Source organism: Hymenobacter metallilatus (assembly GCF_003944705.1).
Classification (GTDB): Bacteria; Bacteroidota; Bacteroidia; order Cytophagales; family Hymenobacteraceae; genus Hymenobacter; species Hymenobacter metallilatus.
Genome location: NZ_RWIS01000011.1, coordinates 188,590 through 210,727, shown reverse-complemented (window position 1 = coordinate 210,727; position 22,138 = coordinate 188,590). Strand labels below are relative to the sequence as shown.

Annotated in this window: 22 protein-coding genes; 11 read left to right on the top strand and 11 right to left on the bottom strand. The window is 58.7% G+C overall.

The annotated features are described in order from the left end of the window. The first annotated feature begins 645 nt into the window (after positions 1–645). Positions 646–1,629, top strand: coding sequence for a pyruvate dehydrogenase complex E1 component subunit beta (locus tag EI290_RS16525; RefSeq protein ID WP_125432639.1), 984 nt, complete (start codon positions 646–648; stop codon positions 1,627–1,629). 188 nt (positions 1,630–1,817) lie between these two features. Here the strand turns inward: EI290_RS16525 and EI290_RS16520 are convergent, their stop codons facing one another. Beyond that, positions 1,818–2,492, bottom strand: a complete 675-nt coding sequence (locus EI290_RS16520; RefSeq protein WP_125432637.1) for a nitroreductase family protein — start codon at positions 2,490–2,492, stop codon at positions 1,818–1,820. A 74-nt stretch (positions 2,493–2,566) separates the two neighbouring features. Between EI290_RS16520 and EI290_RS16515 the strand changes: the two genes are divergently transcribed. Beyond that, the gene (locus tag EI290_RS16515) at positions 2,567–3,103 is read left to right on the top strand and encodes a DinB family protein (RefSeq protein WP_125432635.1); all 537 of its coding nucleotides are present in this window, start codon (positions 2,567–2,569) and stop codon (positions 3,101–3,103) included. Between the two features lie 132 nt (positions 3,104–3,235). Here EI290_RS16515 and EI290_RS16510 read toward each other — a convergent pair whose 3' ends face one another. Together EI290_RS16510 and EI290_RS16505 are read right to left on the bottom strand one after the other, a co-directional pair. Beyond that, positions 3,236–3,676, bottom strand: coding sequence for an acyl-CoA thioesterase (locus EI290_RS16510; RefSeq protein WP_125432633.1), 441 nt, complete (start codon positions 3,674–3,676; stop codon positions 3,236–3,238). 81 nt (positions 3,677–3,757) lie between these two features. Then, entirely contained in the window at positions 3,758–4,489 is a 732-nt protein-coding gene (locus EI290_RS16505) for a class I SAM-dependent methyltransferase (RefSeq protein WP_125432631.1), read from the bottom strand. An 85-nt stretch (positions 4,490–4,574) separates the two neighbouring features. Between EI290_RS16505 and EI290_RS16500 the strand changes: the two genes are divergently transcribed. Both EI290_RS16500 and EI290_RS16495 read left to right on the top strand, forming a co-directional pair. Beyond that, entirely contained in the window at positions 4,575–4,742 is a 168-nt protein-coding gene (locus tag EI290_RS16500; RefSeq protein ID WP_125432629.1) for a DUF2256 domain-containing protein, read from the top strand. A gap of 69 nt (positions 4,743–4,811) precedes the next feature. Beyond that, the gene (locus EI290_RS16495; protein ID WP_125432627.1) at positions 4,812–5,198 is read left to right on the top strand and encodes a hypothetical protein; all 387 of its coding nucleotides are present in this window, start codon (positions 4,812–4,814) and stop codon (positions 5,196–5,198) included. 20 nt (positions 5,199–5,218) lie between these two features. Here EI290_RS16495 and EI290_RS22885 read toward each other — a convergent pair whose 3' ends face one another. Further along, positions 5,219–5,794: a murein L,D-transpeptidase catalytic domain-containing protein gene (locus EI290_RS22885; RefSeq protein ID WP_125432625.1), complete on the bottom strand. Its 576-nt coding sequence runs from the start codon at positions 5,792–5,794 to the stop codon at positions 5,219–5,221. A gap of 371 nt (positions 5,795–6,165) precedes the next feature. On the opposite strand from EI290_RS22885, the gene EI290_RS16485 reads away from it, so the two are divergent. After that, on the top strand, positions 6,166–6,642 hold the full coding sequence (locus tag EI290_RS16485; RefSeq protein ID WP_125432623.1) for a nucleoside deaminase: 477 nt from the start codon (positions 6,166–6,168) through the stop codon (positions 6,640–6,642). A gap of 110 nt (positions 6,643–6,752) precedes the next feature. On the opposite strand, the gene EI290_RS16480 is transcribed toward EI290_RS16485, so the two are convergent. Beyond that, positions 6,753–7,064 (bottom strand): DUF6686 family protein, encoded by a 312-nt coding sequence (locus EI290_RS16480; protein WP_125432621.1) that lies wholly within the window; start codon positions 7,062–7,064, stop codon positions 6,753–6,755. 160 nt (positions 7,065–7,224) lie between these two features. Here EI290_RS16480 and EI290_RS16475 point away from each other — a divergent pair, with 160 nt between their 5' ends. After that, complete coding sequence (locus EI290_RS16475; RefSeq protein ID WP_125432619.1) at positions 7,225–10,458, top strand: AsmA-like C-terminal region-containing protein; 3,234 nt, start codon at positions 7,225–7,227, stop codon at positions 10,456–10,458. A 10-nt stretch (positions 10,459–10,468) separates the two neighbouring features. Here the strand turns inward: EI290_RS16475 and dgt are convergent, their stop codons facing one another. Further along, positions 10,469–11,890, bottom strand: coding sequence for a dGTP triphosphohydrolase (dgt, locus tag EI290_RS16470; protein ID WP_125432617.1), 1,422 nt, complete (start codon positions 11,888–11,890; stop codon positions 10,469–10,471). A 52-nt stretch (positions 11,891–11,942) separates the two neighbouring features. Then, entirely contained in the window at positions 11,943–12,638 is a 696-nt protein-coding gene (locus EI290_RS16465; protein ID WP_125432615.1) for a DUF1361 domain-containing protein, read from the bottom strand. Positions 12,639–12,986: 348 nt separating this feature from the next. Between EI290_RS16465 and EI290_RS16460 the strand changes: the two genes are divergently transcribed. From EI290_RS16460 to EI290_RS16440, 5 genes are all read left to right on the top strand, one after another. Continuing rightward, the gene (locus EI290_RS16460) at positions 12,987–14,915 is read left to right on the top strand and encodes an ABC transporter substrate-binding protein (protein ID WP_185817039.1); all 1,929 of its coding nucleotides are present in this window, start codon (positions 12,987–12,989) and stop codon (positions 14,913–14,915) included. A gap of 95 nt (positions 14,916–15,010) precedes the next feature. Next, on the top strand, positions 15,011–16,333 hold the full coding sequence (hemL, locus tag EI290_RS16455) for a glutamate-1-semialdehyde 2,1-aminomutase (RefSeq protein ID WP_125432611.1): 1,323 nt from the start codon (positions 15,011–15,013) through the stop codon (positions 16,331–16,333). Between the two features lie 131 nt (positions 16,334–16,464). Further along, positions 16,465–17,316, top strand: coding sequence for a hypothetical protein (locus tag EI290_RS16450; RefSeq protein WP_125432609.1), 852 nt, complete (start codon positions 16,465–16,467; stop codon positions 17,314–17,316). 108 nt (positions 17,317–17,424) lie between these two features. Continuing rightward, the gene (gene dcd / locus EI290_RS16445; RefSeq protein WP_125432607.1) at positions 17,425–17,961 is read left to right on the top strand and encodes a dCTP deaminase; all 537 of its coding nucleotides are present in this window, start codon (positions 17,425–17,427) and stop codon (positions 17,959–17,961) included. A 211-nt stretch (positions 17,962–18,172) separates the two neighbouring features. Beyond that, entirely contained in the window at positions 18,173–18,694 is a 522-nt protein-coding gene (locus tag EI290_RS16440; RefSeq protein ID WP_125432605.1) for a hypothetical protein, read from the top strand. A gap of 162 nt (positions 18,695–18,856) precedes the next feature. Here EI290_RS16440 and gldC read toward each other — a convergent pair whose 3' ends face one another. The 4 genes from gldC to EI290_RS16415 form a co-directional block, all read right to left on the bottom strand. Beyond that, on the bottom strand, positions 18,857–19,195 hold the full coding sequence (gldC, locus tag EI290_RS16435) for a gliding motility protein GldC (protein ID WP_125432603.1): 339 nt from the start codon (positions 19,193–19,195) through the stop codon (positions 18,857–18,859). Between the two features lie 208 nt (positions 19,196–19,403). Beyond that, complete coding sequence (dnaN, locus tag EI290_RS16430; RefSeq protein ID WP_125432601.1) at positions 19,404–20,528, bottom strand: DNA polymerase III subunit beta; 1,125 nt, start codon at positions 20,526–20,528, stop codon at positions 19,404–19,406. A gap of 799 nt (positions 20,529–21,327) precedes the next feature. Then, positions 21,328–21,543 carry a hypothetical protein gene (locus EI290_RS16420; protein ID WP_125432597.1) on the bottom strand — a complete coding sequence of 72 codons (216 nt, stop codon included), beginning with the start codon at positions 21,541–21,543 and terminating at the stop codon, positions 21,328–21,330. Between the two features lie 32 nt (positions 21,544–21,575). Then, positions 21,576–21,974, bottom strand: a complete 399-nt coding sequence (locus EI290_RS16415; RefSeq protein WP_125432595.1) for a hypothetical protein — start codon at positions 21,972–21,974, stop codon at positions 21,576–21,578. Positions 21,975–22,138 lie beyond the last annotated feature (164 nt).

The window sequence follows — 22,138 nt, the reverse complement described above, 5'->3', positions numbered from 1 at the left end:
CTTGCCACTGCGAGTCAGTAAGGGGTTGGTAGCCATCAACCATAATGCCCGTGGAAGCCTAGGAACTCCCCGCGCAACTTACTGACTCGTTTCTTTTTAGCCCCTACCTAATTCCCAAACACGCTCTAAGATTAGGCTTCCCTTCTTTTTTCTTGATGATGACCATTATTGCATCCCCAAGAAGACTGTCCTTTTGGTGGTAGGGACCCATAAAGACGTACGGTTCCTCTGCACTCTCTGAATTTGGTTCATAGTCTTTCTTCTGCCAAGACGAGGGAATCAGGATTGTGGCTAGCTCAATAGTATAGGGAATAAACGACTCCTCTCTATGTTCAGGAGCACGTTGTCGGTCCTGAGTGCAATTGCTACACAAAAAAAGCAAGAGCAAAAATCCGACGTAAGCTTTTTTGACTGAAACATTCATTGGGCAATGATATGGTTTCCGACCATATCATTGCCCAATGAACAATGACTTATCCAGCCCCATCTGAGCAAAATGAAAGCCTAACTGAACAAATAGCTTTTTCATTTTATCCGGGTAGTTGCTGCTGGCTTGCCCGTCCCGGCTAGTCGTTGTAGCTTTACGGGCCGGACTTGCGCCGGCTTTTTGTTTCTGAGTTGACTTTTTGACTTTCCTCTGTGATTATGCGGACCATCCAATTCCGGGAAGCCCTGCGTGAAGCCATGTCTGAAGAGATGCGCCGCGACCCGCGCGTGTTTCTGATGGGCGAAGAAGTAGCCGAGTACAACGGCGCCTACAAAGTAAGCCAGGGCATGCTCGACGAATTCGGCCCGGAGCGCGTGATTGATACTCCCATTGCCGAGCTGGGCTTTGCCGGCATTGGCGTGGGCGCGGCCGCCAACGGCCTGCTGCCCATCATCGAGTTTATGACCTTCAACTTCTCGTTGGTGGCCATTGACCAGGTGATTAACTCGGCCGCCAAAATCTACTCCATGTCAGGCGGGCAGTACAGCTGCCCCATTGTGTTCCGGGGCCCTACCGGCAACGCCGGTATGCTGTCCTCGCAGCACTCCCAGAACTTTGAGAACTGGTACGCCAACACCCCCGGCCTGAAAGTAGTAGTGCCCTCTACGCCCTATGACGCCAAAGGTCTGCTGAAATCCGCCATCCGCGACGCCGACCCAGTGATTTTCATGGAGTCGGAGCTGATGTACGGCGACAAGGGCGAGGTGCCCGAGGAGGAATACCTTATTCCGATTGGCAAAGCCAACGTGGTGCGCCCCGGCGAAAACGTAACCATCGTGAGCTTCGGCAAGATGATGAAAGTGGCCCTGGCTGCCGCCGATGAGTTGGCCAAGGAAGGCATCAACGCGGAGGTAATTGACCTGCGCTCCGTGCGCCCCATCGACTACAACACACTCATCGAGTCGGTGAAGAAAACCAACCGCATGGTGGTGGTAGAAGAAGCCTGGCCCCTGGCCAGCATCAGCTCGGAGCTGGCCTACATGGTGCAGCGCCGCGCCTTCGACTTCCTGGATGCCCCCGTGTTGCGCATCACCTGCCAGGATGTGCCCCTGCCCTACGCTCCTACCCTGATTGAGGCTTCTCTGCCCAACGTGGAGCGCACCGTGAAAGCAGTGAAAGAAGTGCTGTACGTGAAAGGCTAATCACAGATTGGCGTAGATTTTTCGCTGGTTTGCGCAGCTTAGTAGCCGGGCCGCTCTTGTCAGAGCGGCCCGGTTTTTTGTTGCCCGCGTCCGGCGGCACACACACGGGCGTCATCCGCCCGGAGCCTGTCGGCTATACCCGTTGGAAATCTGCGAATTTAGCGCCAAAATCAGCGAAAATCCGGGATTCAGTACCAGGCACTTATATCTTCCAGGGACTTACGGTGGATGTCGGGTACCTGTGCATCGGGGGCGGGGTAGCCAATGGGAATGAGCAGGTAGGGACGCTCGTTTTTGGGGCGGTTCAGCAGGCGCGTCAGGAAGTTCATGGGGCTGGGGGTGTGGGTGAGAAAAGCCAGGCCTGCTTCATGGGCTGCTGCCAGCAGAAACCCAGTTGCTAACCCCACCGACTCGTTTACATAATAGTTGTTGCGCTGGCTCCCATCGTGCTGGGGCTCGTAAATCCGCCGGAACACTACCAGCAACCAGGGGGCGGTTTCCAGAAACTCCTTATGCGAATCGGTACCGAGCGGCGCCAGGTCTTCCAGCCACTCCGGTGGCATGCGGTGCGCATATGCCTCGGTTTCTTCCTGCTCAGCCGCCACCCGGATCTGCTTCTTGAGGGCGGGGCTCTGCACGGCGCAAAAGGTCCAGGGTTGCTTGTTGGCCCCGCTGGGCGCCGTGCCCGCCACCCTGATCAGGTTTTCGATAACCGCCCGTGGCACTGGCTCAGGGGAAAAGTCGCGTACGGACCGCCGCTGGCTGAAATTTTCGTATCGGAGCTGGCTGCGCCGCTCCATTTCAGAAACAGGCACCCGCAGGGGCTGATATGGCCGGAAAGGATACGCGGAGGGTACGGGCATAGGCGGGTAGCAAGGTCGTAGAGGCATATTTTACGTACCTTATCCCAAAACTACGCTCCTACTTCCATTCCCGTATGAATCACCGGTTGCATCTTCGCTTTGAGCAGCTTGAACTGGCCACCACCCATCTGCTGGCAACGGTAGCAGCGCTGGAAGAAAAAGCCACTCAGTCGCCGGGGCCGGGGCAGTGGTCGGCGGCCCAGGTAGTACAGCATCTGGTTGTTTCCGAAACCGGTATCGGCCAGTACATGGAGAAAAAGGTGCTACAGGCAGAGGCGTTGGAAAAGTCCGGCATCGGAGCTTTTGTAAAATCCCGGCTGCTACGGGTGCTGCTGCGGCTGCCTTTCACCCGGTTCAAAGCCCCTTCTTACCTGGCTAAGCTTACTCCCACGGAGCTGCCTCCGCTACCCGAGCTCCAGGCCGAATGGGCTGCCGTACGGCGCCGCCTGGAGCGGCTGCTCAACGAGTTTCCGGGTAATCTGCTCAACCGCTCCATTTTCAAGCACCCCCGCTCCGGTATGCTCACCATCTACCAGACGCTGGATTTCATGCTCGACCACGTCCTGCACCATCAGAAACAGGTAGAGCGCATTGCCGCAAAGGTCAAATAGACTCGGCTACAGGTACTGTGGTGTTATGGCTCAACGGCCGGCCTACCCCAGCCCCTGCTCCTCAACCGGAGCAGGAGCCGGGGCGTGAGCAAGACCTCTGCACCCTCCTCTCACCACTTGGTTTCTCCCCTCCTACCGCAGAATATCCTGGTAGGAAGCGTGGCGGGGCAGGTTTCGCATGAGCTCCGTAATTTCGGGGGGCGGTACCGTTAGCTTGCGGGCGCGCAAGTCCAGCCACGCGCCTTCTACGGCCACAGTGGCGGCTGGGCGGCCATCGGGTTTGTAGAGAGTATGCACAATATTCCAGCGCGCCCCATCCTCGCTTAGCCCCGACAGCTCCCCCGTTACGCGCAGCTGCTCATTGATGTGTAACTCTTTCAGGAAGCGGGTATCCTCCCGAAACAGAATGGGTCCCAGGCCGGTTTTCGCAAAGAATGGCAGCGTAAACCCGTGTTCCGAGAGGTATTCAATCCGGTGTTGGGCGGCGTAATCGGCGTAGGCCGAGTGACGCATGTGGCCGTTGGGGTCCATATCAGCCCAGCGCACGGTGTAGGTTCTTTCGAAAGCAGACATATAGGCAAGGAAAAGTAACCTGCATTTGATAAGCCGCAAGCTGTGTGCGTTTATGCAGCCTGCGGCGCATTGAATGCAGTCCTAAAACGTGAGGCGCACCAGGTACTGTTGCTGGTCGTCTTCCTCCAGAAATTCTACGGTATAGCCCGCGGCCTCAGCGTAGTCCTGGAGCAGGGTGGGGTCGGCGAAAATCCAGTGGAAGGTGGAGCCGGTTTGCTGGGCGTACTGCATGGTGTATTCAACTTCGCCGTAGTAGGGCCCGTTCAGGTCGAATACCAACGCACCCTCTTCGTCTTCGTAGAGGTAGCTGATGTCGGAGGAGGTAGCCAGAATCTGACCGCCGGGGGCCAACAGGGTTTTGGCGTGTTCCAGAAAGCGCTCCAGGCCCGCCAGGGTACCCGTCAGACCGATGCCGTTCATCAGCATCAGCAGCGTATCGAACTTCTCGCCTTGGGTTAGCGCCGCGTCGAAAATATCGTGGCAGGCTACTTCCCGTACGCCCCGCGCCTGCATCACCTCCACGGCTCCCGGCGAAATATCCACGGCTTTCACGCTGAAGCCGCGCTGCTGCAGTTCCAGGGCGTGGCAGCCGGCCCCAGCCCCCAGGTCAAGCACCCGGCCCCGGCATTCTTCCAGGGCAGTGCGTTCCATCTCGGGCATTTCCCAGAGGGAGCGAAAAAAATAGGACGCCGGCAGCACTTCTTCATCGGCCACGGAGCTGTGCACGGCCAGGGTGGCGCTCAGGTGGCCGCGGTGGTAGGCCAACAAGGCCTGGCCCAAGGCATCGGGCGCGTTAGGAACGGAGTTCGACATGCTGCAAAGATACTGGCCCAGCACTAGCCCGCGTACCGGCTAACAATCCGGCTGGATTAGCGTACGTAAGTCACAATACCAGCCCATGAGCACACCTTCCCGCCTTGTTAAGGGCAACCTGCCCACCAAAATCTGTCTGACCTGCGGGCGGCCTTTTGAATACCGCAAGAAATGGCGCAACTGCTGGGAGGAGGTAAAATACTGCGGCGAGAAATGCCAGCGTAACAAGCCCAAGCCTCCGGCTGCTTCCTAATGGTGCATCCTTCTGCTCACCTTTTGCGTTCTGCGCAGCATCCACCCTTTCATTCCTAGCCGAATTTCCATGGCCAGCAACCTTGACTATCTCGCCCCTGATCTGCAACCGCTCGAGGAAATTCTGCAGGCATATCTGAAGGTTGAAAAGGAGTTGGCGCAGGCCGAAATTGCCGCGGTTTCCGCTCTCCATTCCTCTGCGGAAACCACGCGGGCCTTCGACCAGCGCCCGGCAACCGGCAACTACCCCCAGCACACCGAAGAAGCGGTGCTGAACCTGCAGAACCTGCGCGACGATTTGACCCGCCTACGCCAGCAGGTGCTGAAACTGCTACCCGTCCGCGACGAGTGGGTAAAGGTAAATCTGGGCTACGGCCCCAGCCGGGTTGGCGCTTTCCGCCCAGATACCTCCCAACCAGGCACCGATGCCGCTTACGAGCTGCGGGTAGTAATCTGAGCCCCTGTAGGCCACGTCAGCTACTGGGTATACAGTAGAATGGGCCGCCGGCTTTTGCGAATGTATCCGTCAAGGGTGCGCAGAAACTGTGGATTTACCGTAGGGCAGCCCTGACTACGGCAAATGGGCAACGCCTGCGGAGTGGCCGGTACGCAGCTGTGCGCATGCAACACAATAAACCGACTGAAGATGTTGCTATTGCTTGGGTGCAGGCCTACCAGCTTATACGCCCGCCCAAACGTACCCGTGTACGCATACGACACCTTGGCCAGCCCCCGGGAGCTGCAATGAGAATCGGGCGTATTGGAATATACTACCTTCCCGAGGGCAGTAGTGCGGCCACTGCAACACAAGCCGGCCGCCAATACTTTTCGCCGGCGCAGGTCGAGCACAAAAAACCGGTTCTGGCCGGAAGGCCGGCTTAGGTCAAGGTAGAATCCGATGCGCGAGTTATACGCGGGTCCAGTATACGAGACGAGCTTTGCAACGTACCGCTGCACTGGCACCGTATCCTCGGTTTTTGGTGGAGGCTCACAGCCGGACAGCGTTAGTATTCCTGCACCGAGCAAGCCGGCAAGCCCCCCTTTCAGATTCATGAGGCCAATTACCAATCTGGCAGGCAATAAAAAAAGGCGGACCACTGGCCCGCCCCTTTTCCACAACCAAAACACCTAAAAAACTATTCTTTCGAAAATTGTATTTACAACTATCGAGCCAAAAAATGACTGATTTAGAAATACTTCTCGCAAGACAGCCTCTATAGTGTCTACACAATATAGAGTCGGCTTGGGGGCGGAAGGGTTGCATTGGGTTGCAAAAAAAGATGCCGGGGCTGTGGGGCACCCGGCTTCAGATACGCGCGCTGGCCGGGAAAGTGCCCGGTATGGTGTATTTTGCGCAGTTAATTCGTGCGTATCGCATTTTCTCAGCACCTCTGAAAATCACCTTTTCTTCTTGCCCTTTTCCCATGGATGCTCCCAACTCGGAATTTATGCGTGAGGCCATTCGGCTTTCTATTGAAAAAATGCAGGCTGGTCATGGTGGCCCGTTTGGGGCGGTGGTGGTGAAAAACGGGCAGATTATTGCCCGCGGCTTCAACCAAGTAACCAGCACCAACGACCCCACCTGCCACGCCGAGGTGGACGCCATCCGGAAAGCCTGCGCCACGCTGGGCACGTTTCAGCTCGACGACTGTGACCTGTATACCAGCTGCGAGCCGTGCCCGATGTGCCTGGGGGCTATTTACTGGGCCCGGCCGCGCCGCGTGTTCTATGGCAATACCAAGCAGGATGCCGCCGCCGTCGGGTTCGACGACCAGTTCATTTACGAGGAGTTAGACAAGCCCCTGGCCGAGCGTCACATCCCCATGGTGGAGTTACTACGGGATGAGGCAGCGGCGGGGTTTCGGGCCTGGCAGCAGCAAGCCGGACGGACGGAATACTAACTTTCGGGCAGTAGCCTGATTTGAATACCAGTGCCCAGCCTGCCTACTTTGCCGTAGGCAGGCTGCGTTGTTTTACCCAAAACAGCCGTATTTTCTGCCCCACCCGACCCTTACTGCAGCAACTGCTCAACTTCCAGCAGCAAGGCAGTATTTTCCAGGATGTCGCGTAGCTGCGTAAGCTCCGCCAAGGAGAAAACCAGTGCCAGCCTGGGGGCCGGGGTCCGCAGGGCAATGCACCGGGCCTCGGGGTCGGGGGTGCGTAGGCAATGGTGCTGCCAGGTTTCCTGCACGGAACTGCGTAACTCCTGAAACTCCTGGGCGGTAGCCGCCAGAGCCACGTTGCCAAAACAGATGTGTAAATGCTGCGTACGGGGACAACGGGCGCAGTATCCCAGGTCGTTATGATGAAAGAACTGAGCCATATCGGACTACTTAGCTGAGGTGAGCAAGGAAGTGCAAGTATAATTATTTAGAATTAGTATAAATAAATTTTATTCTCCTTGGTTTGCTCTTCCCTAAGCAGCAAACCGATAAGTTTCTGCGTAGAATTCTCCAGCTTCCGCTTCTCCCGACTGCGCCCGTATGAAAATGTCCTCTATCTGCCGGATGCTGGCCCTTGTGGTACTGGGGCTGCTGCTGGCAGGAGGCGGTGGAGCATGGCTGCTCGGCACCCAGTGGGGGCGGCAGCAGCTGGAGCGCCTTATCCGGCAGCGGCTGGCCCGGCAGTCGGATCTGGTGCTGGGCCCGATGACCATTGACTTTTCGCTGTTCCGGGATTTTCCCCACCTCACGGCTTCGGTACAGCACCTTTCGCTTACCGATACCTCTTACCAGCGCCGGGTGGAAGTATTGCGCGTGGGGCGGGCCGACCTGCGGGTGGAATTGAGTCAGATCTGGAAGGGTAACTTTCGGATCCGGCACCTGACCCTGCACGATGCGCAGTTCCGGCAGCTAACCGACACGGCGGGTCACGACTGGGGGTTGCGCGGCAAGGGACCCCGCCGTCGGCAACCGGGTGCTCCGCCCAATTTCGACCTCGACTCCCTGGTACTGCTGAACGTGCGGGTAACTGACCGCAACGAACTGCATAACAGCGGATTTTCGGCTACTGTGCGGCAGGGCCGGCTTATTGTGCATAACCGCCGGGGCCTGGCGCAGGTGCGTGGCCGCCTGCTGGGGCAGCTGGAGTATTTGCGCAGTAGCCGGGGCAACTTGTTTGAGCAAGAGCCCGTGGTGGCTCGGATTCGCTACCAATACAACTTCCGGCAGCGCAAAGGCACCTTTTTCCGTACCCGCGCTACCCTCAACGGCGACACCATTGTGGTGAACGGTACGCACCGGGGGAGCCGCCCATCGGAGCCCCGGGGCACTCACCTGAATCTTACATTTGAGGGGAACCAGCCGCTGCTGGAAATTCTGCACACCGCCTTCCCACCAGCCCTGGAGCGGTTCCTGCGGGGAGCCCGTAGTCCGAGCCACGCGCACATCCGGTATTCCATCCGGGGGCTGAGTGGCCCTACTACCCGCCCGCGCACTATTCTGCGCTTCGCCATGCAGAATGCCCAGGTGCAGTGGGCCGATTCGGCCCGGCGCATCAGGCGCTGGGATGCCCAGGGCGTATTTGATAACGGGCCGGCACACACCTCCCGCACAACTTCCCTGCAATTCAGCCAGTGTCGTCTGTACTCCCAGGCCGGCCAGCTGGATGCCGCCATTACGGTGCGCGACTTCACCAAGCCGCACCTGCTGGGTCATATCAAGGGCCGTACTGAGCTTCAGACCCTGGCTTCCGTGGTGGTTCCGCATCTGTGGAAGGCCCGCCGGGGCCAGGCCGCCCTGGACCTGCAGCTGAATGGCACCATCCCTGATATTCCGGACCGGGCCACTCGCCGCACCCTCCGGGCTGATACCCTGCTGCCGCCAATTGCGGCCCGGGGCACCGTGCAGTTGGAGCAGGCCGCTTTTGACATTCCGAGCCGACGTGCCCGCATGACCAATCTAAACGTGCTGGTCCGGCTTCAGGACAGTGTGTGGCGGCTGGAAAACCTGACCGGGCGGCTCAATACCATGCAGGTACAGGCCAATGCCACTACTACTCATTTGCTGGCTTATTTCAGCGGGCAGCATGGTATTACCACTGTCGAAGGCACGTTTAAAGTAGATGAGCTGCGGCTGCAGGAGTTACGCCGCCTGCTGGCCGCCCCGGGAACTTCCCGGAAAAAGGGCACCCGGCGGCCCCGGGCCGGCTATACTCGCAATCAGGCCCTGGCCGTAAAGGCCCTGAATATTCTGCCGCCGGGGCTGCGGCTACGGATACAGCTGCACTGCGGCCGGCTGGTGGTAGGTACCGATACGCTCACGGCCCTGGCCGCTACGGTGCTCCATGATGGCCGCCAGGTGCAGCTGCGCGACCTACAGATGCGGGCCTGGGGCGGCAGCTTCAGCGGTAACGTTGGCTGGCCCACCGATACGCTGAACCTGCAGCCCGTAACAGCAGAGCTGACGGCTCATTTCCCAACCCTGGGCTATCAGCAGCTGCTGGGGCGCCTTTCCCGCCCTGCCCGGCGCCCAACCCGCCTCGCCCCCGACTTTACCTTCCGGGATGTGCTCCTGGCGGCCAACGGCCATGCTACGGCTACCATCGACCGGCTGCTACTGCCTGGCAACGACGACTTAACCCAGCTACAGATTAGCCTGGACAAATCGGGGCCCGACTTCCGGATTCCGGCGTTTACGTTCCGGACGGGTATGGGAGGCACCGGACGGATCAGTGCAACGGCCCGCCTGCGGCAGGCTCAGCTTACCCGGGCCCGCGCCTCGCTTGACCTGCATTATAACTCCCTGGATGTGCAACGCCTGTTACAGTTGTTGGCCACCTTGAGCAGCGTGCCGGAAACCACCCGAAACACCGCACGCCGCCAGGCCCGCCGTGCCACTGGCCGCTCCTCCCCCTTCCTCGATGGTACGATTACGGGGCAGGTGCGCGTAGCTGCCGACCGGATGCAGTACGGTATACTGCAGGGCCAGCAGTTTTACCTGCTCAGCTCTCTGGCAGCAGGCAGGGCCCGGGTGGAGCAGTGCTCCGTGCAGGTTTTCGGGGGGCACCTGCAACTGCGCGGCGTGCTCCAGACCGATTCCGGAGCACTGCAGCACCCCTTGCACGCGCAGGTGCAGGCCCAGCAGGTACGCCTGCCTGAGCTGTTTGCCCTGGCCCAGGCGCTAGGGTTTGATGTGCTCGGCCCCGACAACATCCGGGGCACCATGCAGGCGGAAGCCGATGTACGTACCAGCCTCGACCAAACGTTTCTGCCCCAGTTGGCGCACACCCAGGCCTACGTGCGTACGGATTTGCGCAACCTGGAGCTGCTGCAGGTGGATGCCCTGATGCAGGCCCTACGCCTGCTCAGCCCACGTCGCACCGGACACCTGTACTTCGAGCCGTTACAGCCCCGTTTTGTGCTGGATGGCGGCCGGCTGCTGATTCCCAGCCTGAATCTGAGCAGCAACCTCACCGACATGCAGGTTACGGGAGAATACAGCTTGGATGGGCACGCCAACCTTTACGTAGGGCTAAGCCCCTTCCAGGCTTTGCTGGGCAACAACCGCAAGCGCATTGCACGCATACAGAGCGGAGAAGCCACCACCCGCCCCAGCCGGGGACTCGTGTATATGAACCTGCGCCGCACTCCTGGCAGCCCCTATAAAGTGCGGCTGTTCAAGAAACAGGAGCAACAGCAGCAGCGGGAAAAACTCCAGGAGCAGTATCGGCAGATACTGCAGCGCCAGCCCCTGGATACTACCCTGCACCTGCTATAGCGGATGCTGTCTATAGCTGGGTGGGCACGTCAACACCCCGAATGGTCCGGAACAGGCTGAGCGCATTCTGGTCGGTGAGCCCCCCAATGTAGTCCGTGAGCAGGATAATCTGGTGGTAGGCCGAAGCGTCCTGTTGCGGCCCCACGGCCCGGAACTGCTCCGGCAGCAGCTGCAGCAGCTTACGGGAGCGGGGACTGCTCTGGGGGTCGAAGGTGGCGTGCAGAAAAGCATCCAGCAGGCCGGCCAGCACCTCAAAGCCAGCCGCCTCAATTTCCAGCACGGGCCGGCTCTGGTACAGATGCTCCACTGTGAGGCGGTGTACTTCCTGCAGCTGCGGCCAGCAGTCCAGGAGCTGCACCAGGGGCTCGTCCTGCCGGCCCCGCAACAGCTCCGGGGCCCGGCTGGCAAACAGGCGGGCGGTCTGCTGCACCAGCCGGTTTATCAGGCGGGCCCGCAGGTAGCCCAGTTCCTCGCGCCAGTCGCGCCATTGCACGGAACCCTGGCGACCGGGCGCGTCGCTGAGCATGTCGCGCAGCAGGGCCAGGCTTGGCTGGCACGGAATCAGGCCCAGCTTCAACCCATCTTCAAAGTCAATGATCCGGTAGCAGATATCATCGGCCGCTTCCACCAGAAACGCCAGTGGGTGGCGGTAGTAGAAGCCGGCTTCTTCGTTCTCAGCCGCTGATTTAGGCAGCAGGCCTAGTTCCCGGGCCATATCCTGAAACCGGGGGGCCTCCGTTTGAAAGAAACCGTATTTTCTCTCACTGCTTCCTTGGAAAGCACGGCCCTCCACGCCCATCGAAGGGCGCGGATACTTTGTAAATGCTCCCAGGGTAGCGTACGTGAGCCCCAGGCCCGCCGAACCGCTGCTGTGCGCGGCGTAGGTATGGGTAAGAATGCGAAACCCCGCCGCGTTGCCTTCAAACTGCTGCAGATCGGCGCGCTGAGCCGGCGTGAGCATCCGTACGAAGGGCTCGGCGGCCGGGGAGCGGAAGTAGGCCGAAATGGCGTCTTCGCCGGAGTGGCCAAAGGGTGGGTTGCCGATATCATGGGCCAGGCAGGCGGCCGCGACAATGTCGCCGAAGTCGGCATCCAGGTGCGGCAGCTCCTGGCCGAGGCCCTCGGTTTCTTCGAGCAGCAGCCGCCCACCCAGCCGGCCCAGGGAGCGACCCACGCAGGCGGTTTCGAGCGAATGGGTGAGGCGGGTATGCACAAAATCGGTTTCGGGCAGCGGCATTACCTGGGTTTTGCGCTGCAGCCGCCGAAACGCCGAGCTGAACACAACCCGGTCGTAGTCCTGCACAAAGGCCCCGCGCACGGGCGGCGCATCGGTAACCACGTGCAATTGAGGTTGCTCGGGGTAGCGGCGGCGGCTGAGCAGACGCGGCCAGCTCATGGCCGGAGCGTGATGGTCGGGGGTGAGGTGGAGCATGGGAGGCGAAAGGTAGCAGAGGGGCCGGAAAGTTGCGGGATTCCTCCGGTGGCTACGCTTCCTCCGGGGTTGCATCCAGGCGGCCCAGCAGACGCACAGTGGCGTAGCCCAGGAGTAGAAACACGCCGTAGAGCAGCGTAACGCCCCAGGTGCCACGGTGGCTGGCCGGGTGCAGTAGCCGGCTAATGATATCGTACAACAGGCTAACCGGGTTGGTAACAACATCCCAGCTGTTGAAGCGCAGGTAGCGGCCCAGGTACACCCCAAAGCTGCTGAGCAGCAGGGCCAGGGTGGCAAAGCCCCAGCCAGCGGCCCAGCCCAGGCGGCGCGTTACCAGCTGCTGCATATCCGTGAGCGAGGCATAGCCCAGCATCAGCCCGTTCCAGGCACAGCTCAGTATCAGGGCCAAATCATACCAGTAAGGCACCCCGGCCCGGGGCTCCAGATGAAACAGGTCGGTGAGAATGTAGGGGGCGTTGGGAAAGAACAGCAGCCAGACTGCCCCTACCGGCAGCAGCACCCGCGCCTTCAGCCGGCCGGCTGAAAGCCCCAGCATGGTACTCAGCCCGAACGGGATAAGCGCCAGAAACAGGTTCCAGAGCAAGAATACAAAGGTGATTTTATGCACCAGAAATACCCGAAACACAATCAGCACAACGCTCAGGGCCAGGGATGCGCCGAGCAGCAGCAGCAGGTGCAGGCGCTGCCGCAGTTGCGGCACGGATAGCGTAGCAATGGACATGGACATAGATACAAGTTCGGATTTTTTAACCGTCCGTGGTAACGTACGGTTGCGGTTGGTAGTGTACGCTGCCCACGCTGTTTCATTGCCGGGTTGCAGCGCCACTACCACTCCCCCAAGCACCCGCCACGCCGTATGGGTTGTGCGGGTTGGGTTGCTCCGCCGGGTTTTGCCACTCGTGCGTGGCTGCGGCCTTGCCAAGCCCGGAGGCGCTACGCGGGCACTACCAAACGTATCCCAACGCGCCAGAGCTCCGGCTGCTTCATCCCCGACGCAACTGCTACCTTTGTGGCATATACTGCGCCGGATGCAGTTACCTGGTTTCTCCCGCCTATTCCCCGGTTCCTCGGTTTTATGAGGCTATCTTCTCTCCTGACTGCTGTATGTGTGTGCCTTGGTGCTGGTATTGCAACGCCGGGCCATGCCCAAACGCCTGCCAAGAAACCGGCTACCGCCGTTCCTCTCCCCGGCAAGCCAACGGCCCCGGCTAAAGCAACTCCCGGCACGGCGGCTTCGAGGCCAGCCTCAGCTACGGCCAAGCCGACGACTCCAGCGGCCAAGCCGGCTCCTAAACCGGTTCCCACGGCCGCTACCACTGCTCCGCGGCCCGCTACGCCTAAACCCACTGGCCCACCCCTGCCCGCCAACCTGGGCTCCCCGGACCCCAACGTGCGCTACCGCAACGGCAAAACCCTCCTCGACCAGACCCGCTACGAGTTGGCCATGCAGGAGCTGGAGCCGCTAACGGCCCCTACCGGCAAGTTTGCCAAGGCTCCGGAGGCCGCATACCTCTACGCCGTAGCTGCCAGCCGGGCCAAAAAGTGGGCCGAGGCCGAGCAGATGCTAAACCTGCTGCGCAATGAATATCCGCAGTGGCCCAACCTGGCTGAGGCGTTCTTCCTGCAGGGGCAGCTGTCGTTTGAGCAGGGAGATTTTGACAACGCCCTGCGCGTACTGACCCAGCTCCCGGCCGACCGCCTGGTGACCGAGCGGGAAAACATGAAGGCCCTCTACCTGCCGCGCATCAAGGACCGGGCTACCTTTCAGAGCCTGCTGAAAACCTACCCGCAGGAAGCCGCTCTGGGCCGGGCCTACGCCGATAAGCTCGCCAACGGCGGCTGGTACACTGAGGCCGACAAGCCCCAGCTGGAACAGCTGATCAGTCAGTTCCGGCTGGAAGCGGCCCGCTACACGCCCCGCCCCCGCCCTGCCCGCAAAAGCACCTATAACATTGGCGTGCTCCTGCCCTTTGAGTTTGACGACACCAGCTGGGAGAAGCGCCGCAAAAACCAATTTGTAACCGACCTGTACGCCGGCTTGCGCCTGGCTCAGGATTCCTTGCAGCGGGAGGGCCACCCGGTGCAGCTTTTCGCCTATGACACCGGCGCCGATACCCTGCAGCTAAAGCAGGTGCTGGCCCTACCAGAGCTGGCTACCATGGATTTAATTGTGGGCCCGGTATACAAATCGGGCTCCAAAATACTGGCCCGCTACGCCCAGCAGCACCAGATTGCGGTAGTCAACCCCCTCTCCCAGGATGGGGACCTGGTGCTGGATAATCCCTGGCACTACCTCTTTGAGCCCAGCACGGCTACCCAGGCCCGGCAGGCGGCCCAGTTTGCCGCTTCCCGCCTGGGCGGTCCGCGCACAGCCGTGGTGCTCTACGAGGACACCAAGGATGAAGCCGCTTTCGGGCAGGCCTATAAGCAGGCCTACGAAGCCCTGGGCGGCAAAGTCCTGCAGCTGCGTCGCATCAACTCCGACGTGCAGGAAAGCCTTGCGGCGGCCTTAAGCGACGTGGATCTGAAGTCGGTAGGACACCTGGTAGTGGCCTCCGATGGCAAGGGTGCCGGCCCCTACGTGCTGAGTGCCCTCAAGCTGCAGGCGGCCCGCACGCCGCTCATCACCTACGCCTCCTGGCTGGAGAACAACCGTATCAGCCTGGGCCAGCTCGACGCCCGCGACATTTACTTTGTGCATCCCAAATTTCTGGACAAAACCAACCCCGGGGTCCGCCGCTTCCGGCAGTTGTACCTACAGCGCCAGAATCTGCCGCCCTCCGTGTTTGCCTTCACCGGCTTCGAGCTCCTGTACTACTTTGGCAATGTGCTGCATCAGAATGGCGCGGCCTTTCAGCAGCAGCTGGCCAACGGCGGCCCCGTATCGGGGGCCGTGTTCCAGGGCATTGGCTACCCCGGTGGCACTCACGATAATCAATATGTGCCCCTCACCAAGCTGGAACGGCTGGAAGTAGAGGTACTGAACCCGGTGGGCTTCCGGTAGGTTGCTACGGTAGTGGGTACTGAGTAATGAGATGCCCGCCTCTTGTTTGTTTTTTGTTGCACTACACACTTTCCCCTTCCCCTTAGCTTCTCGGAATGTCCAACTACGCACTACCTACTACCAACTACTCCTTAGCCACTTCCGACGCCCTGTTTACCCGGGCCAAGCACCACATTCCGGGCGGGGTGAACTCTCCGGTACGGGCATTCCGGGCCGTGGGCGGGCATCCGGTGTTCATGCAGTCGGCCAAAGGCGCCTGGCTGACCGACGTGGACGGCAACCGGTACCTGGATTTCATCAACTCCTGGGGACCCATGATTCTGGGTCACGCCCCGGAGGTAGTGCTGCAAGCCGTGCAGGCCGCCATTCAAAACTCCCTGTCGTTTGGGGCGCCTACGCAGCGGGAGGTGGAAATGGCCGAGCTGATTAAGCAAATGGTGCCCAGCATCGAGAAAGTGCGGCTGGTAAACTCCGGCACCGAGGCCACCATGTCGGCTATTCGGGTGGCGCGGGGCTACACGGGCCGCAGCAAGATTCTGAAATTTGAGGGCTGCTACCACGGCCACGGCGACTCTTTTCTGATTGCCGCCGGCTCCGGGGCCCTCACCCTCGGCACCCCCGACTCGCCGGGCGTAACGGCCGGCGTGGCCCAGGATACGCTTACCGTTCCGTACAACAACCTCCCGGCGCTGGAGCAGGCCCTGGCCGCCAACGAAGGCCAGGTAGCCGCCCTGATTCTGGAGCCCGTAGTAGGCAACATGGGACTGGTAGCGCCCCAGGAAGGCTACCTGCCTGCCCTGCGCGACCTGTGCACCCGCTACGGCATCGTGCTTATTTTTGATGAGGTGATGACCGGCTTCCGGCTGGCCCGGGGCGGCGCCCAGGAGCTGTACGGTATCCGGCCTGATATGACGACGCTGGGCAAAATCATCGGGGGCGGAATGCCGGTGGGGGCCTACGGGGGCCGCCAGGACATTATGGACAACGTGGCCCCGGCCGGCAAGGTGTACCAGGCGGGCACGCTCTCGGGCAACCCCATTGCCACGGCCGCCGGCATTGCCCAGCTTACCTACCTGCAGCAGCACCCCGAGCTGTACGACGAGCTGAACCGCATCACCACCCGCATTGCCGACGGTACCCGCCAGATTTGCCAGGAGCTGGGCCTGAACTACACCGTCAATCAGGTGGGCTCCATGTTCAGCGTGTTCTTCACCAGCCAGCCCGTTACGGACCTGGAATCGGCCAAAACCTCCGATACGGAAGCCTTCGGGCGCTACTTCCGGGCCATGCTGCACCGGGGCATCTACCTGGCCCCGGCTCAGTACGAAGCCCTGTTCGTAAGCACCGCCATGACCGACGACCTCGTGGACCTCTACCTCACCGCCTGCCGCGAATCCATGCGCGAGGCGCATGGGTAATTATAAGAGCTGAATTATGAGAGTTGAGTTGATACATAAGATGGCAGAAACATCAGCATATTCACTTCACCTCTCATACTTCATAACTCAACTCTCAAGAGCTACCTTTGCCGCAACCATCCGCTGCCCGTATGTTTCGATTCCGCCGGCTACTCCCGCTTTTTCTGCTGCTGTGGCTCGCCGTGCCCGGCACCCTCCTGGCCCAGACCGAAACGCCCGCCGCGGCTAATAAGCGCCTGTTCGACCGTACCATCGACGAGCTGAATTTCCGGACGATGGAAACGGTGTACGACAAGTCGTTTGCCCGCGGCAAGTACCCGGCCTCCCTACGCACGGCCAAGGCCCGCCGCGAGTTTGACAACTTCCCCGGCCGCGACGACCTCCGGAAGCTGTTCATGAATTACAATGGCATTGCCGAACGATATAAAAGCCATTTTGGCAAAGGCCGCACGGATTTGGTGGAGTTTGAGAAGCAGCTCAACGCCGTACTAGTAGACCGCAACTTCGAGTTTTTTATCCGGGTGCTACCCCGCGACGAGCGGGTAGCCCTTATTCACGGCCTACAGCGCGTTATCAAGCAGGGCGCAGCCCAGTTTAACGCCTCCGAGGACCCCGCTCCCGAAGACCTGGCCACGGCTGAAACGGCCGTACCACCGGCCGATGGAGCATCGGCCGCTTCTACTACTCCTGCCGTGGAGGATCCGCAGCCCCAGCCCGAAGCAGCCGTGGCCTCTGCCCCCACCCCGGACTATACGGGTCCCCGCTCCCTGGATGTAGCCCCCCGCCACGACTGGATGGACTACCTGAGCCTGATGCTGTCGGGAGGCTCGTTTCTGCTGCTGCTCTACCTCATTACCAGCGTATTGCCCGACCTGCGTCAGCGCCTGGATGCCCTGTACGACACCTACGACCAGCCCGCGCCCCGCCCCCGCAAACGCGCCGCCCTGCCCGAGGATAGTTACGAAGACAACGAAGACAATTAAAAATTGAGAATTAAAAATTAAAAGTTGCTGGGCCTGTCAGAAGAGGTATCAGGGCAACTTCTGGTTTATCAATTCTTCATTTTTAATTTTTCATTTTTACTTGAACCCATGATTCTCACCGACCAGCAGATTCTCGCCGAAATGGAGCGGGGCACCATTGTCATCGAGCCATACGACCGAACCTGCCTTGGCACCAACTCCTACGACGTGCACCTGGGCCGCTACTTGGCCACCTACCACGACGCGGTGCTCGATGCCCGCAAGCACAACAAAATCGACGTATTTGAGATACCCGAGGAGGGTTTTGTACTGCAACCCGGCACCCTGTACCTGGGCGTAACCGAGGAATACACCGAAACCCACGCCCACGTACCCTTTCTGGAAGGCAAAAGCAGCGTCGGCCGCTTGGGTATTGATATTCACGCCACGGCCGGTAAAGGCGACATCGGCTTCTGCAATACCTGGACGCTGGAAATCAGCGTATCCATGCCCGTGCGTGTGTACCACAACATGCCCGTAGGCCAGCTTATCTACTTTACTGTGCAGGGCGACGTGGAGAATTTCTACAACCGCAAGCCCAACGCCAAGTACAACGAGCGGACGGTAAAGCCGGTGGAATCCATGATGTGGAAAAATCAGTTCTAGCACCCTGAACAACCCGTTTTACGGTACCAACAGCGCCGCCGTGCCTTATGGGTGCGGCGGCGCTGTTGGTTACCTACATACCCTTACTTCCAGGGTTTTTAGGGCTGCAGTAAACTAGCTGGCACAGTTTTTCGTTAGAAAGTAACAGCCAGCGGTTTTCTGATGCGTTGAAAAGCTGCCGGTCCTTTCCTGAACCGAACTGCCTGATATCATGACCAAGAAACTTGCCGCTGCGGCTGCTATGCTCGTTGCTTCGCTTGGGGCCTACGCCCAGCAGAAGCCCGCGCTGGCCCCGCAGGATAAAACTCAACCTTCGCCCCGCCTCAACCCTTTCCAGGAGCACGCCCGCCAGCTCTCCGACCAGATGGCCCGCGACCTGCGCCTAAACGGCTACCAGAAAACCCGTCTGCAGGCCATCAATGAGGACAAGCAGGCCAAAATAGTGGCTATCAACCAGAAAAATGCTGGTAACGCCAAGCTCATCAAGGAGCAATGCGACGTGGTGTGTAAGGAGCGTGACCGGGAGCTACAGGCCGTGCTCAGCACCGACCAGTACAGCAATTATTACGACTCGCGCCGTACTTATAATACGTTTAGCATGGATTACGGCTCCAAAGCCGCCAATGCCATCTTCGTAAACTCGGTGCAGAACCCGCTGCCGGCCAGCAGCAACGGGGCTACCATCGGGCCGGCTCGCTCCACGGCAGCCCCGGCCACCCGCACCCGCCAGTAACAACGGCTAAAACCCACAAAAAAGCCCCGTCAGCAGTTACTGACGGGGCTTTTTTCATTCCGACCATTCTGCGCATCAAGCAGAGGGAAGGAATCTGAGCTACTTATCTAACGACTCACCTGGAATTCCTGGCGCTGCTCGCAATGACAAGGGCGCGAAAAACTAGCGTTGCTTACGCTCCTCTTCTTCGATGTGGTCCATCAATTCCCGGCAGAGGTTGCGCATTTTGGTGGCCATTACCGAGTCGTTGGTGGCCGTAATAATGCTTTCGGCCATGGCACCCATGGTATCCACGTAAAAGCGCTTCATTTCATCAACGGGCATTTCCTTGGTCCAAAGGTCAATTTTCATGGTACCACGCTCGTCCCGGTCCCAGAGGGCAATGTTGATGGCCTTGGCAAAATGAATATCGGGGCCCGCATCGGTGGCACTCCAGCTAATGGCCTCGGGCACCTTCTGGTCATCAAGGGCAATGCTGAAGCGGATTTCAGACTTCTTCATAATCACGGATTAAGACGGATTTATCGGATTGCGCGGATTCGTTCTGCCGTCCGTCGAGCGGAACGCCGCATATTTTCCACCAGAGGCGGAAGCTGCCGGCCCGAAGCCAGCATCACGGTTCCTGGCCCAGCGGGCCAAAAAGAAACGACTGACTTACCGAATAGCAGAACGAATCCGTGCAATCCGATAAATCCGTCTTAATCCGTGATTAAACGTAGTTGTTGAGCATCACCGGCATCACCAGCATCAGGATGCTTTCGTTGTCGTCGGCGAGGGTGGGCATGAGCAGGCCGGCGCGATTGGGCGTGCTCAGCTCCAGGGTAATTTCCTCGGAATCAATGTTGCTGAGCATTTCCTGCAGGAACTTGGCGTTGAAGCCGATTTCCATGTCCTCACCGTCGTACTGGCAGGCCAGCTTCTCGTTGGCTTCGTTGCTGAAGTCGAGGTCTTCGGCCGAAACCGTCAGCTCCGAGCCCGCCAGACGCAGGCGCACCTGGTGGGTGGTTTTGTTGGAGTAGATGCTGATGCGCTTCACCGAGTTCAGGATTTCCTGGCGGCTGATGATGAGCTTGTTGGGGTTGCTCACCGGAATTACGTTTTCGTAATCGGGGTAGCGCTCATCAATCAGGCGGCACACGAGGCGCATCTGGTTGAAGCTGAAGAAAGCGTTGGAGTTGTTGAACTCTACCCGCACGGTGGTGGCCTCGGAGGGCAGCGCCCCTTTCAGCAGGTTGAAGGCTTTGCGCGGGATGATGATGTTGGCCGTCTGGCCCGCACCTACGTCGGAGCGGCGGTAGCGCAGCAGGCGGTGACCGTCGGTGGCCACGAAGGTTACTTGATTATCGGCCAGCTGCACCAGAATACCGGTCATAGCAGGGCGCAGCTCGTCGGTGCTTACCGCGAAGATGGTTTTGTTGATGGCCCGGGCCAGGGAAGTAGAAGGAATTTCGACCGGAGCCGAGCCTTTTACCACCGGCACGCGGGGGAAGTCGGTGGCGTTTTCGCCGGCCAGCTTGTAGCGGCCGTTGCTGCTGGCAATTTCGATGGTGTAGGTTTCCTCGTCCAGGGTGAAGGTCACGGGCTGGTCGGGCAGGTTTTTCAGGGTATCGAGCAGGATGCGGGCAGGCGCGGCAATACGGCCGGTTTCGCGGGCCTCCACGGGCAGCTCCGTCATCATGCTGGTCTCCAGGTCGGAGGCGGTAATCGTCAGCTTGCCGTCCTCAATTTCGAAGAGGAAGTTCTCCAGAATGGGCACCACGGGGTTGTTCGTAACCACGCCGTTGATGCTCTGGAGCTGCTTGAGCAGGGCGGAAGACGAGACGATAAATTTCATACGGAAGAGTCGTTTCGGGCTTGGTTGGGTAGAGGGCAAAGATACACAACGGCCATGGGGTTTTCTAGCGTTACCAAGCCCCACCGTCACACGTTTCTCATATTCTCTCCAGCAATATCCCAGCCTGTTGCGACTTCCGGACGTTACTGTTGAAAGTAAGATGGTTTCAATCGGCGTTGCAGTTTAACCGGTAAAGCACCAACCTGCAATGCCTGCACTGCCCGCTCTTCGTGCCGGTGGTTGTATTGCCGGAAGAACAACCAGCTAATGACAGGAAATGTGGCACCTATCGGCACCTCAATCAAGTAACCCAACCCACGCCCTAGTGGATCGGTTTCGTTACTGGCAGCTACCCCAGCGGCTACCGGCACAGCTAACAGGCCCACGGTTGCACAAGCACCAACCCGCCGCTTATGTTGAAAGTAACGCCGTAACGCCGCCACTGAATCAGCCTGAGTATGGGAAGTAAGAGTTGGGTTGGCAGATGAAGTTGGTTGCTGGGCCAACGTGGCAGAGGTAAGTAGCAACAGGGTTAGCACAAGGTAACAGGTACGCATAGGAATAAGAAGTTAGGTATGCCGAGCCGGCGGCGTGAATGACTGGGGTAAAAGTCAATCCTTCTCTACACTTCTACAACTTGTGACTTTCACATAAAATATCTAATCACAACACCATTAAACTACTGTATATCAATGTTTAATACATTGATAAAATCACCCTCAAAAGTCCTCTAGGCTTTGTTTATTTTCTAAGCAACAGCATTGGCTTCGGCACTACTAGGAGCATCCGACAGTACGCACTAAACCTGCCGCCACACGCATATCGGTACCATTAACAACATGCCCAGCACCACCACAATCAGCACTGCTGCCACTGTATTCATCACCATTACGTGGCCCACATTGGCGTATTCATTTTCATACTCCTGCGCCAGCACCTGCTGCCGCTTGGCGCTGCCGCGGTAGCGGATGAGCAGGTACAGTGCGCCAATGGGTGTGAATAGCAGCCAAGCCAATAACTCACCTAGTAAATCACTTATCATTCGTTTTAATATTTATTAAATATTGGTATTTCAGGCAGAGCACTATCAGCCTCACATTCAAAAAAAAATTCAGTTTTACCAAGTCTGCTCTTAATAAAAAATCTATTGGATCCTATATCTTTTAAAAATGTGTCTCCAACTGCAACATGACCTTTCACAAACACAAACCATTTGGTATTTGAATCAAAGACGTATGGTTCGTGAGTATTTAAGTCAATACCATAGAACTTGATTTCCGCAGTCGATGAGTCTATTTTAGTTATTTTCATATTAGCATACATTTGAGAAATATAGACATAGTCAAGACCACAAGATTTATTATCCGCACTAGGAAAGTCCCACAATAGCCAGAATAATGTCAAGAAGAGCATCAGCATTATTTTAAAAAAATCTTTCTTCTGCATGTGTTGAGTAATTCATAGCATTTTACATAAACAATACACCACGCTATAGAGACGCATATTCTCGTCTAACTATTGAACGAAGATGTAACAACGGCGCAAACGATGAGCCGCAAACATGCCTCTCCACAACAACTGGGTTACACCGGATCAGTTGTCATACGGTT